We start from the raw sequence: 11065 nt of genomic DNA, 5'->3' as shown, positions 1-11065 counted from the left end.
GAGGGGAAACAGGGACGTAAGAACATGACACTGACAATTGAGAAACCAGAGACAGAAGCCCGGCTGATTCGCTTTGCGACATCGCGAGGAATTTCTCCACTGGAGGCACTCGATGAGCTACAAGCCATGTGCGACGGCATCGAAGCCGGAACCATCAAAGTCACACCCTGGGACTCCGAAGCCATGCGAAAACGAGGGGCAGAGCTACTCAAGCGCGAGTTCGGATACGAAGCACCCGCGACCACTAAAAGTGCAGAAAAAGCCGCAACATAACCTGTCTGAGTATCCATGCGGGTTGCGGGGTGCAACCAAATTTCTGATGTTCGTTTCCTAAGTAGTATCGAGCGGCGGCTACGCAATGGGGAAAGCCCTCTGAGCGCTGACGAGAGGGCGGGAGGTACACTTCATCTCATGCGCATCACGCTGGCAACCCTCGGCTCTTTTGGCGACTTGCATCCGTTTCTGGCGATTGGCCGTGGTCTCCAGGCGCACGGGCATACCGTGACTCTGGCGACTTGTCCGGTCTATGCGGCCAAAGTGGTGGCAGCGGGCTTGCGATTTGCACCCCTGCGCCCCGATGCGCCCGTGCCGGAGGAGGCTAGTGCGCTGGCGACCAAAGTTATGGACGCCCAGGACGGCACCCGCGCCGTGATTCAGGACTGGCTCCTGCCGGTCTTGCACACTACCTACGCCGATCTCGCGGCGGCGTGTGAGGGCGCGGACTTGCTTCTCAATCACACGATTGTCTTTCCGGGGCCATTGCTCTCACAAAAGACCGGGCTGCCGTTTCTCTCCGTGGTGCTCCAGCCCATTGTCTTCTTCTCCGTGAGCGATCCCTGCATCCTGCCGCCGCTGCCGCGCTGGCAGGGCTTCCCAAGGCTCCCTAAGTTTCTGGTGCGCTTTGCCTTCCAGCAGGGCTGGCGTCTGACCCGTCCGTGGGCTCGACCCGTGGACGCGCTGCGTGCCGAGCTGGGCTTGCCGCCTGATCCAAGAAATCCCTTGATCGAGGGGCAGTTCTCGCCGCTTGGGACGCTGGCGCTCTTCTCCTCAGCGCTGGCGGCGGCGCAGCCGGACTGGCCCCAAAATACCGTGCAGACGGGCTTCGCTTTCTACGACTCGCTGGACGGCCAGACCGAGGCGCTTTCTGCCGAGCTGGAGGCGTTTCTGGACTCAGGTGAGCCGCCGATTGTCTTTACCCTGGGCTCGTCTGCCGTGATGACGGCGGGAGATTTCTTTGTTGAGGCCGTGAAAGCCGCGCAGCAGCTAGGTCGCCGTGCTGTCTTGCTCACGGGGCGCGACCAGCCCGTGCCGCCGAACCTGCCCGCAAGTATTCTGGCTGTGGCGTATGCACCGCACTCACTGCTCATGCCCCGGGGCGCGGCCACGGTGCACCAGGGCGGAGTGGGCACCACGGGGCAGGCGCTTCGGGCGGGCAAGCCGCAGGTTATTGTGCCCTTCGCCCACGACCAGCCCGATCACGCCGCCCGTGTCACCCGCGCCGGGCTGGGAAAGACTGTTTATCGGGATCGGTGCAACGCGCGCACGCTTACCGCCGCACTCGCGCCGTTGCTCACCGACACCACACTGCAAGCGCGTTGCCAAGTGGCTGGGGAGCAGCTCCAGCAAGAAGACGGTGTCGCCCGTGCCTGTGAGGCTATCGAACGGCTTGTGGGCTCTCTGGTAAAATAGACACTATGAGACGCTCTCCGCAACTAATGATCGCGTTTATCATTGTGATTTTCACGATGGTAAGCTATCTGGGCAACCGTACCAACAATGAGTTCACTGGCAAAGTTCAGCATCTTGCCATGACCACCGACCAGGAGATTGCGGTCGGGTTGCAGTCAGCACCACAGATTGCGGCACAGTACGGCGGGGAGAGCCACGATGCCAGCGCGGTTGCCAAGGTACAGCAAGTCGGGGAGCGACTCCTGAGCCGGGCGATTAAGCAGACGGCCTACAGGTTCCAGTTTCATTTACTGGCGGATCGAAAGACCATCAACGCCTTTGCGCTCCCCGGTGGCCAGGTCTTTATCACCGAGGCGCTGCTGCGGAAACTCCACACGGAGGGCGAGCTGGCAGGCGTGCTGGGGCATGAGATGGGGCATGTGGTCGCGCGGCACGGAGCACAGCAGCTTGCCAAGCAGCAGCTCACGCAGGGCCTGGTCGGCGCGGCCGGTGTGGCGAGCTACGATCCTAACAACCCGGGACGTAGCATGGCAACGGGCCAGATGGCTCAGTTGGTCGCCTCCACGATTAGTATGAAGTTCGGGCGCAACGACGAGCTAGAGGCCGATAAGCTAGGAGTGCGCTTTCTCGCGCAAGCGGGCTACGACCCCCGTGCAATGATTGGCGTGATGAAGACACTGCAAGAGGCGGGTGGTGGGCGTCAACCCGAGTTCTTTAGTACGCACCCCAACCCGGAGAACCGCATTGCGCATATTCAAGCCGCTATCGAGCAAGAGTTCTCAAGCGGCATTCCCACCGGCCTGGAGCCGTAGCCGCTACAAGCGAGCTTGGACTTCACGCCCCATGCCTGCCGTTCTACTCGATAATTTTCCGAGCTGCTAAGTCGTATTTCTTGCCGCTGGCGACGGACTCCGGGCCGGGTTTGCCCGCGTCGTAGAAGTTGACGCGGGTGCGACCGGTAATCTCGGCGATGGAGCCTTTGACAATCAGCGCCGTGGCTTCATCTAGGCCGACGCCGAGTAGCTGCGGGTAGGTTTTGATCAGTAGCTCCATGTCCTTGAAGCGGTTTCGCTGGGTGAAGTGCTGGTCAATGGCCATGCCGGGCAGAAAGCCCATGCCGCGCTCGTAGCCGGGGGCGATGATCTCCTCGGGGCCGAGAGGGTTGCCACGGGCCATGTACTCGCCCTGAATGGACGCACCCGCGCTACTGCCGCCGATAACGCCGCCGCGCTTTAAGACCTCGTGCAGGAGCTTGGCGGCCTTGGTGTTTTCGTAGGCATCTATGAAGCGCCACTGCCGCCCGCCACCAAACCAGACGCCGGTGGCGCGCTTGAGCAGCTCTAGCACCTCGGGCTTGTCCACGGCCTCGGGGGTGCGGCCCGTGATCTCGACGACTTCTTTGGCTCCGGCACGGCGCAAGGCCTCGGCCATACTGTCTTTGGGGGGAAGCGGGTCGGGCATTGAGATGGGAATCACGGCGATAATGGCTTTCTCGGGGCCGCCTGCCAGCTCCACAAAGCGCTGCGTGAGCCCCTGTGGCATCCCGCCGCCCCCAATAATCACCAGAGTCCCCGATGGCACACTGGGCGTAGCGAGCTTTGCAGGCGGAAAGCTCGGTTCGGTGCGCTGACGGCTCCAGCGGCGCAGAGCCGTGAGATCCGCGAGGCGCTTGCGGCCCCCAAGCGTGATGCGCTCCTCAGGGGCAAATCGTGTGGCGGCGAGCCGGATCGTCACGGGCACGGCACCTAAAAGCTGAATCTCCCGCCCAATAATCGCAATCGTCGCGCCCTCGGGAAGCTCGTAGCGGATCGCGGCGTTGGCGTCGGGGAGGAGGCCGTCTTTGAAGGCCGTCTGGGTGAAGGCAAAGTTACCCCCCAGTGTCGCGCCACGGGCTTGGGCAGCTTTGAGTGCGTCAAGTGCTCTCCCCTTGGGCGGCTCACGAAACTCCCACCAGACTCCGGTGGCCTCCGCAAGCTCGCGCGGGTCGGGGGCTTTGTCTTTCACGGCGACAAACTTTTCCTCCAGTGGCTTTGCCAGGCGTGTGAAGGTCAAAAATGCCTCGGGTGCGGCGGGGCCGGGGCCACAGAGAACAAGAGCGCCGGGGATTCCCTCGGCAAAAGTGGATTTTTCGTATCGCATGATTTACTTTCTAGGCCCTGAAGAGCTCGGGTAGCGGTCGAAGTCGTCTTTACCCGAGACGCGCGGGTCGCCGGTCTTGCGGAGTGTCTCATCGAGCTGGGTGCGCAGGCGCGCGAGCATCTTTGCGTGCTTCGGGTCTGCTGTCACATTGGTGAGCTGGTGCGGGTCGGCCTTGAGGTCGTAGAGCTCCTCAGCGGGGCGTTTCTCCGTGGCCCAGGCGGCAAATCGGCGATCCGATCCCTCGACCACGGCTTGCTTGCTCGGGGAGCCATTGATCGAGTCTGCCTGGTCAATGTCAGAGAAGAGCGGCGGGTCACCTGCGGGCCAGCGGTCGGGGGCGAGGTTGTGGATGTAGAGGAAATCTCTTGTGCGAACCGCTCGCACCGGGTAGCCAGCATTGCCCATGCGTGCCTTAACAAAGTGCCGCTCCCGCCCGAAATAAACCACATCCCGATTACTCCCCCTTCGCGAAGCCGGAAGGGGCTGGGGGGAGGTAAGTAGCGACAGAAGGCTCTGACCGGTGACAGTATCCGGGATCTTGATGCCCGCAGCTTCCAGAAACGTCGGGGCAAAGTCGGTGTGGCTGACAAGCGCATCGCTCACTGTTCCCGGCTTGATATGCCCCGGCCAGCGCATCGCCAGTGGCATGCGCGTTCCGGCGTCGTAGAGGTTGGTCTTGCCGTGCGGAAACGGGAAGCCATTGTCGCTGGTGACCACGACTAGCGTGTTCTGTGCCCGCCCGGTGCGCTCCAGAGCGGCCAGCAGTCGCCCAAGCTCCGCATCAAAATCCTCGATCTCACTCAGGTAGTCCAGCAAGTCTGAGCGCACCTCAGGCGTGTCGGGAAGAAACGGGGGAACCGTCACGCTTTCGAGTTTCTTGCCACGTGCCAGGCCACTGCCTTTTTTGTACGTCCGGTGCGGGTTCTGGCTGCCAAACCAGAAGCAAAACGGCGTATCGGGGGGCAGTGTGGCAAGAAAGGCGTCAAAATTGGCGAACGGCGGCCCAGCGGGGTTGTCCTTGCGCCCGTATTTCGTGAAGTCGCCAGGGCTCCAGCCCTTGCCGGTGAGTCCGATTTTATAGCCTGTTGTTGCCAGCAAGTCTGTATAGATCGGGGCAGTGTTGGGCCAGAAGGACCAGAGGTTGCCGCCCTCACCCAGCCGCCAGATATGCTGCCCAGTGAGAATCGCCCCCCGCGAGGGCGTACAAGACGGCGAAGCGCAGTAGGCGTGCTGAAAGAGCGCCCCTTCACGAGCAACACTATCAAAGTGCGGGGTCTGTACCGCTTTTTCGCCGTAGGCTCTAAAGTGGCACCACGAGGCATCATCGGCAATGATAAAAAGAATACTGGGGCGCGCGTCCATGCTTGGCATTTTACCTGCTCGCGCTCCAGCAAGTCAGCTTTTACGTGAAGAACGGCGCGGGGCGCTCGGGCTTGTTCTCGACGCGGGTGAGCCAGTAATGGGCGTCCCACTTGTCGTCGTCGAGTAGGAAGCGCCAGAACTTGATGCGCTGAGTGATCTCCAGCCGATCGTCGTTGCCGTACCAGCGATGATTGCGGTTCAGAATCCCCGGCACCTGCGGGTCGTTGAGATCGTCGGTGTTCCAGAGCTGGCGCTGGCGAACTGTTGGGTTGAGGCGTAGCTTGAACATGTAGCGCATGCTCTCCGTGTGGTTGGGCTGCGCGCAGTGCCAGATCCCATGATGCCCCACCGCGATTGTCCCCGCCTTACAGACCATCGGGAGCTGACCCCGGAAGTTCTGGTAGCGCCCGATATCGGTCTCATGGATGCGACGCAGGTGGCTGCCGGGCAGAAACATCGTCCCGCCCATCTCGCGCGGCGTGTCGTGGGGGAAATAAAACAACTGGATATCAAAGTGCTGGCGCGGGTCAATGATATTATCGGCGTGCCAGATCTGCCCCTCTTCGTGGCGCGGCCCCACTTTATGGAACGCGTGGTGGTCGTAGAGTGGTGCGGGGCCGACGAGGCTGCGGATAATCCCCTCCACTTGTGGCAGACGAAAAAGCGCTCCGAAGCCCTTACTCTCTTTCCAGATATGGGAGAGCTCCTGGCCCGATTTCTCGTAGCCAATCGGGATTGCTTTGTTATCAATCTCCTGCATTGCCGCTTGATTCACTTCGTCGGGAATGAGCTCTGGGAAGACCAACAGACCGTCGGCGGCGAAGTTTGCCAGTTGAATCGTTGTGAGCAGATGCTCTTTACTAACTGCCATTGCTGATATCCTCCAGCTTCTCTAAAATGTACTCAAAGCGTAGGTACGAGGTTGTCAGCTCCATGCCGGGGTAGGCCGGGTTGAGCTGGGGGAACTGGATCACGCGCCAGCCGTCTTTCATCGCCTCGATCACTGAGTTGTAGGGGGGCGTGTCGCTGTCGCCCGTGGTGTGGTGCTCCTTGCCCGTCCCGTCCCAGATAGACCAGGCGCAGACCCCGCTATTCAGTGCGGGATAGTGCAAATACAGCACCAGCAGTTTTTGCCGTAACATCGTTAGCCTCCAGATCTCCAGATCACTCCCATAAATATGGGAGCAGAATTGGTTGATTTTAATTGTTCTTATTCTGTGTTTCAATGGCCTAGGTTGTCAATTGGTGGTAAAAAATCGTTATGAACACGGGAGGCGATAACTGGCAAGCTGCCGAGTGGCCGATCTGCCTGGCGGAGCCGCCGGTGCTGGTACAGATGTCGGCGGGGCTGCACGGAGGACAGAGCACGGATCGCTTCCAGCTTCCCACGCTCTGGTCGCTGCACTTCTACCGCTACCGTGCCACTTTGGAGCTAGCCGGGCAGGTCTTTCCGATCCGTCCTGGCTTTGTGGGACTGACCCCGCCTAACCAGCCGGTGCTCTACCGCTACGAGGGGCCATCGCCGCATCTCTACGCGCACTTCCGCCTTCCGCCAGGCACCAGCACGGGGACAATTCCACTGATGCAGGACCTGGGGGCACGCTTCCCAGTGCTCTACACCCAGTTCGAGGAAGTGGCGCTCGCGCCACACTTGCCGCGCTGGCGACGGCAAGCGCGCTTGTGGGAGATTCTTTGCCAGCTCACCGAGCGCCCGACACCGCGCACCAATACCGCCGGCCATCCCGCCGTTGCCGCGACCATCGAGCGCATTGAGCAGCGCCTCGGCGAGCCGCTCAGTATCGCCCAGCTCGCCCGTGAAGCAGGCGTTTCGTACGGCTATCTCGGGCGACTTTTTCAGCAACAAGTGGGAACCAGCGCGATTGGCTATCTTCGTCAGCGCCGCATCGAGCGCGCCGAGCACTTACTCAAAGAGTCCACGCTCCCCATAAAATCCGTCGCCATCGCTGTCGGGATTCCGGACTTGCATCTGTTCAACAAAACCATCCGAAGCGCGTTGGGGGCATCGCCGCGTGCGCTTCGAACCCACTCCGACTCGTAGATGCCATGCGCCAGAAGATTGCTACTCATGCAGTAGAGGTGCTCCCCCGGCTTGCAGTAGGGGGCAAGGGTCGCAAAATCGGGACATTATCCAGAAGCTTTTTCATCGGCACTGGATTTTATCAAGTCCTAGCCCCTCACGGTACAATACCCGCATGGCCTATAGTGAGTTCCGCCTCGACACAGCGCTGGAGCGCTTTGGGTTGCAGCTCGCGCGTGACCGCAGTCTCTTTGCCACAACGCCGGATGTTGCTCCCAGCCCAACACTCCGCACGCAGCTTGACGAGCTCTCGGGTTACGCACTGGATCTTCGTACCGAGAAAGGCCGCTCGGAGCTGCTGATCATGCCGATCTTGATGGATCTCTGGCGGCAGACTAACCACCAAGTCGCTGTGCTCTCCGGCCCTGAGTTCACCGTTGACCCCGCCCAAGGTCTCAGCGGTTTTTGCGACTATCTCATCGTGCAAGGCCCCGATCCTCTATTGCTCCGCGCTCCCGTGCTGGCCGTTGTTGAGGCCAAACGTGAAGACATCGCAGGCGGCTACGGACAGTGCATCGCCGAGATGGTCGCCGCTCGAATCTTCAATGAGCGCGAGGGCACGCCCCGCAGCGTTCTCTATGGCACCGTCACCACCGGCGACCAGTGGCGCTTCCTACGGCTGGAAGGGAGCACGGTCTGGGTGGATCAGCCGCTCTACTACCTGGATCGCATCGAGAAAATCCTAGGTTGCCTCATGGAGATCGTGCGCTCCTGACCGCCCCCGTTGGAGGGGAGCGTCTACGGGCGTTCCGCCACAAAGTCCCTCCGGGCCATCCGAATCTATGGGCCTACAACAAAACCGCCACGCGCCCCATCCGCGCCGAGATCAGCCTCCCTAAAACGAGGTCACTTAAGGTATAAACCTGTATCATAACGAAAAGTAGGAGATTAGCATGGAAAACAGTTTATTAATCGCGATGATTGGCCTAATAATATCAGGAGCAGGAGCAGTTTTTACAGGAGTAGGAGTGTATTTCACAAGAAAAACTATAGAAAAAAGCACTGAGATTCATGAAAGGCAAATGAATGCTGAAATATTTATGAAATATGCAGAGAGATACGAATCAGTAATGAATAATTTCCCTGAAGATGCTTTCGATTGTAGGCTATCATCAAAAAGTCTCCCGAGAGAAAGTAGAGAGATTACAGTTTCTGTTTTGAAATACTTGAATTTATGTTCAGAAGAGTATTATTTATGGAAGAAAAAATATATTGCTGATGAAGTATGGGGTATATGGGAAAGAGAATTGATCCGAACTTTACGTTCTGCATTATTAATGCGAGAATGGCCTAAACTTAAAGAAGAGTTTGACTCATATAAAGAGTTCCAAGCTTTTGTTGAAGATCAACAAAAGGATGTCATTTCTAAGGAAAGAAGTATTATTCACAATATTGATAGAGAGAACGCACAAAACCAACAACAAGTTATAATCATTGGGCAAAATCAAAAGTAGCAAAAGATTAAACGGGCGCTGCTCTCCGTCTCCGATAAGACCGGCTGAATGCCGTAGGGCGCGGTGCCCTCAACCAAGAGTGCCCGGTCTGCGGCGGCGGAGACCGTAGAGATGTCCGTATCCACGATTCGGGTTACCCGCTGGCAATCCGGTACAATGGTTCCCGTGGAATACATCAAGATTAAACGGGCGTTGCTCTCCGTATCCGATAAGACCGGAATCGTGGAGCTGGCGCAGGCACTGGCGGGGCGTGGGGTGGAGCTCGTCTCTACCGGCGGGACGGCAAAAGCGCTCAAGGACGCAGGACTGGCCGTACGTGCCATTGACGAGCTGACGGGCTTTCCCGAGATGCTGGAGGGGCGCGTCAAGACCCTGCACCCCAATGTCCACGGCGGGATTCTCGCGGATCGGGACAAGCCGGAGCATCTGGCGACCATTGCGGAGCACGGGATCGGGCCGATTGATTTGGTTGTGGTGAACCTCTACCCCTTCGCCAAGACCATCGCCAACCCCGACGTGACGCTCGAAGACGCGATTGAGAACATTGATATCGGTGGCCCCGCGATGGTGCGCTCCGCCGCCAAGAACCACCAGGGTGTTGCGATTGTGGTTGACCCGGCAGACTACGCTCAGTTGCTTACCGAGAACGACGGCGACGGCGTCAGCCTGGCATTTCGGCGCAAGCTCATGGCACGCGCCTACGCCCACACCGCCGCCTACGATAGCCTCATCGCCAGCTACTTCGAGAAGCAGTTTGCCCCCCCCGCCCCCGCAAGCGGGGGAGTTGTGCTGCCCAAAACGCTGCGCTTGAGCTTTGAGAAAGTCCAGGATCTACGGTACGGTGAGAACCCGCACCAAGTGGCAGGCTTCTATAAAAGCCCCCCCGCGAGCGGGGGCGGGGGGGGAACCGAAGCCTGCATCGGCAACGCCACCCGGCGCGATGACTCGGGCAAGGAAGTCAGCTTTAACAATCTCTACGATTTAGACGGTGCGCTGGAGCTAGTCAAGGAGTTCCCCGATGCCCCCACGGCGGCGATTATCAAGCACGCCAACCCGTGCGGCTGCGCCCAAGGCGAGACCATCGCCGAGGCGTTTGTCCGTGCTCGTGAGGCAGATACCATTAGTGCGTTTGGGGGGATTCTGGCGATCAATCGCAAATTCGACCTCGCGCTCGCGGAGCAGATTATCGGGCTCAATAACTTTTTAGAGTGCATTGTCGCGCCGGACTACGACGAAGCGGCGATCAAGAAAGTGGTCGGCGGTAAGAAGTGGGGGGCGAACCTGCGCCTGCTGCAAGTGGCGGGGATCGCCGGGCCGGGCAGCGCGGGGTATTTGCTCAAGCAAGTGGTGGGTGGCATGCTGGTCTCCACCCGCGACTTCAGGCCCCTCACCGACGACGATCTCACTGTCAAGTCTGAGCGCCAACCCACCGCCGACGAATTATCAGAACTCCTCTTTGCCTGGCGCTGCGTGAAGCACACCAAGAGCAACGCGATTGTGATCACTCAGGGCCGTGCGCTCCGTGGCGTGGGGGCGGGACAGATGAACCGTGTCCGCTCCGTGCGCCTCGCTGTCGAGCAAGCCGGTGAGTTGGCCAAAGGCGCAGTACTCGCCAGCGATGCCTTCTTCCCCTTCCCCGATGGCCCCGAGGTCGCGGCAAAGGCAGGAGTCACGGCCATCATCCAGCCCGGCGGCTCCGTAAAAGACTCCGAAACAATCGCGCTGTGCAACCAGTACAACATCGCTCTGGTGTTTACCGGTGTGCGCCACTTCCGGCACTAGCTCTTGGGGCCTGAGGGTAATCGTTAAATACGCTCAGGCTCTCCTTTCGTTGCTTTTCGAGAGAACTATGGCTAAAATACGTTTATGTGGTACCGTTGTTTCTTAGCTCTCCTTTGCGTCATTGTTTTGGGTTGTACTCCCCGTCCACGAGAAATTCGCCGCCTCAATACTACTAATCTTCCTGCCCGGCAAGCCCCAGATCTAACACCACCCTATAAACTTCCGATTTACCTTTTTGCAATCGGTGATTTTCCTGTTTCGATGGCTCAAGATATTGCCAGACACCTAAGCAAAGAACTCCATTTAGAGATTAATGTCATTACAGGTATGAGAATGCCGAGTGCTGATCCCGATCCTGCTCGCCACCAAAACAATGCAGTAATCATGATAAGTAGTATATTTACTAAAAATCCAGAGAAATTCCCCGCTTATGTTATCGGATTGTAACTGCTCAGGTCTTGCCTGAGTGCCTATCTTACAGTATACTCCCAGCCAAGAATGAACCGAGAGGAATTTGACAGACTTACCCGAGAAGATCCCG

General features: G+C 59.0%; 13 protein-coding genes. 8 read left to right on the top strand and 5 right to left on the bottom strand.

All coding sequences use genetic code 11. The features are described from left to right. The 3 genes from ACH2ED_RS23670 to ACH2ED_RS23660 all read left to right on the top strand — a co-directional run. Positions 1 to 273: hypothetical protein (locus ACH2ED_RS23670; RefSeq protein ID WP_395095220.1), on the top strand; the 273-nt coding region annotated here is incomplete at its 5' end. Between the two features lie 138 nt (positions 274 to 411). Next, entirely contained in the window at positions 412 to 1689 is a 1278-nt protein-coding gene (locus ACH2ED_RS23665) for a glycosyltransferase (RefSeq protein WP_395095219.1), read from the top strand. A 5-nt stretch (positions 1690 to 1694) separates the two neighbouring features. Next, a complete protein-coding gene (locus tag ACH2ED_RS23660) occupies positions 1695 to 2501 on the top strand; it encodes a M48 family metalloprotease (RefSeq protein ID WP_395095218.1) in 807 nt (268 codons plus the stop codon). 43 nt (positions 2502 to 2544) lie between these two features. On the opposite strand, the gene ACH2ED_RS23655 is transcribed toward ACH2ED_RS23660, so the two are convergent. From ACH2ED_RS23655 to ACH2ED_RS23640, 4 genes are read right to left on the bottom strand one after another with little or no spacing between them, the layout of a single operon-like run. Further along, positions 2545 to 3828, bottom strand: a complete 1284-nt coding sequence (locus ACH2ED_RS23655) for a cyanophycinase (RefSeq protein WP_395095217.1) — start codon at positions 3826 to 3828, stop codon at positions 2545 to 2547. A 3-nt stretch (positions 3829 to 3831) separates the two neighbouring features. Further along, entirely contained in the window at positions 3832 to 5190 is a 1359-nt protein-coding gene (locus ACH2ED_RS23650) for a sulfatase (protein ID WP_395095216.1), read from the bottom strand. A gap of 40 nt (positions 5191 to 5230) precedes the next feature. Next, positions 5231 to 6061: a phytanoyl-CoA dioxygenase family protein gene (locus ACH2ED_RS23645; protein WP_395095215.1), complete on the bottom strand. Its 831-nt coding sequence runs from the start codon at positions 6059 to 6061 to the stop codon at positions 5231 to 5233. Next, a complete protein-coding gene (locus tag ACH2ED_RS23640; RefSeq protein ID WP_309689219.1) occupies positions 6051 to 6332 on the bottom strand; it encodes a hypothetical protein in 282 nt (93 codons plus the stop codon). The genes ACH2ED_RS23645 and ACH2ED_RS23640 overlap by 11 nt, the downstream gene beginning before the upstream one ends. A gap of 119 nt (positions 6333 to 6451) precedes the next feature. Here ACH2ED_RS23640 and ACH2ED_RS23635 point away from each other — a divergent pair, with 119 nt between their 5' ends. From ACH2ED_RS23635 to ACH2ED_RS23625, 3 genes are all read left to right on the top strand, one after another. Then, positions 6452 to 7249 (top strand): helix-turn-helix domain-containing protein, encoded by a 798-nt coding sequence (locus ACH2ED_RS23635; protein ID WP_395095214.1) that lies wholly within the window; start codon positions 6452 to 6454, stop codon positions 7247 to 7249. Between the two features lie 154 nt (positions 7250 to 7403). Then, a complete protein-coding gene (locus ACH2ED_RS23630; protein ID WP_395095213.1) occupies positions 7404 to 8003 on the top strand; it encodes a hypothetical protein in 600 nt (199 codons plus the stop codon). Positions 8004 to 8181: 178 nt separating this feature from the next. Then, positions 8182 to 8742 carry a hypothetical protein gene (locus ACH2ED_RS23625; protein WP_395095212.1) on the top strand — a complete coding sequence of 187 codons (561 nt, stop codon included), beginning with the start codon at positions 8182 to 8184 and terminating at the stop codon, positions 8740 to 8742. Here the strand turns inward: ACH2ED_RS23625 and ACH2ED_RS23620 are convergent. After that, positions 8733 to 8867, bottom strand: coding sequence for a hypothetical protein (locus tag ACH2ED_RS23620; protein WP_395095211.1), 135 nt, complete (start codon positions 8865 to 8867; stop codon positions 8733 to 8735). The two genes, ACH2ED_RS23625 and ACH2ED_RS23620, sit on opposite strands and share 10 nt — an antisense overlap. A 40-nt stretch (positions 8868 to 8907) precedes the next feature. On the opposite strand from ACH2ED_RS23620, the gene purH reads away from it, so the two are divergent. Next, the gene (purH, locus tag ACH2ED_RS23615; protein ID WP_395095210.1) at positions 8908 to 10524 is read left to right on the top strand and encodes a bifunctional phosphoribosylaminoimidazolecarboxamide formyltransferase/IMP cyclohydrolase; all 1617 of its coding nucleotides are present in this window, start codon (positions 8908 to 8910) and stop codon (positions 10522 to 10524) included. A gap of 84 nt (positions 10525 to 10608) precedes the next feature. After that, complete coding sequence (locus ACH2ED_RS23610; RefSeq protein WP_395095209.1) at positions 10609 to 10971, top strand: hypothetical protein; 363 nt, start codon at positions 10609 to 10611, stop codon at positions 10969 to 10971. Positions 10972 to 11065: the final 94 nt, after the last annotated feature.

Source organism: Armatimonas sp., from assembly GCF_043757465.1.
Classification (GTDB): domain Bacteria; phylum Armatimonadota; class Armatimonadia; order Armatimonadales; family Armatimonadaceae; genus Armatimonas.
Note: the sequence above shows the minus strand (reverse complement) of the source record. Positions and strands in the feature narration are given on the sequence as shown.

Coding starts and splice junctions, on each gene's coding strand:
- ACH2ED_RS23610 (WP_395095209.1), top strand. CDS start 10,609: ATGTGGTACCGTTGTTTCTTAGCTCTCCTTTGCGTCATTGTTTTGGGT.
- ACH2ED_RS23640 (WP_309689219.1), bottom strand. CDS start 6,332: ATGTTACGGCAAAAACTGCTGGTGCTGTATTTGCACTATCCCGCACTG.
- ACH2ED_RS23635 (WP_395095214.1), top strand. CDS start 6,452: ATGAACACGGGAGGCGATAACTGGCAAGCTGCCGAGTGGCCGATCTGC.
- ACH2ED_RS23650 (WP_395095216.1), bottom strand. CDS start 5,190: ATGGACGCGCGCCCCAGTATTCTTTTTATCATTGCCGATGATGCCTCG.
- ACH2ED_RS23645 (WP_395095215.1), bottom strand. CDS start 6,061: ATGGCAGTTAGTAAAGAGCATCTGCTCACAACGATTCAACTGGCAAAC.
- ACH2ED_RS23655 (WP_395095217.1), bottom strand. CDS start 3,828: ATGCGATACGAAAAATCCACTTTTGCCGAGGGAATCCCCGGCGCTCTT.
- ACH2ED_RS23630 (WP_395095213.1), top strand. CDS start 7,404: ATGGCCTATAGTGAGTTCCGCCTCGACACAGCGCTGGAGCGCTTTGGG.
- ACH2ED_RS23660 (WP_395095218.1), top strand. CDS start 1,695: ATGAGACGCTCTCCGCAACTAATGATCGCGTTTATCATTGTGATTTTC.
- ACH2ED_RS23665 (WP_395095219.1), top strand. CDS start 412: ATGCGCATCACGCTGGCAACCCTCGGCTCTTTTGGCGACTTGCATCCG.
- ACH2ED_RS23625 (WP_395095212.1), top strand. CDS start 8,182: ATGGAAAACAGTTTATTAATCGCGATGATTGGCCTAATAATATCAGGA.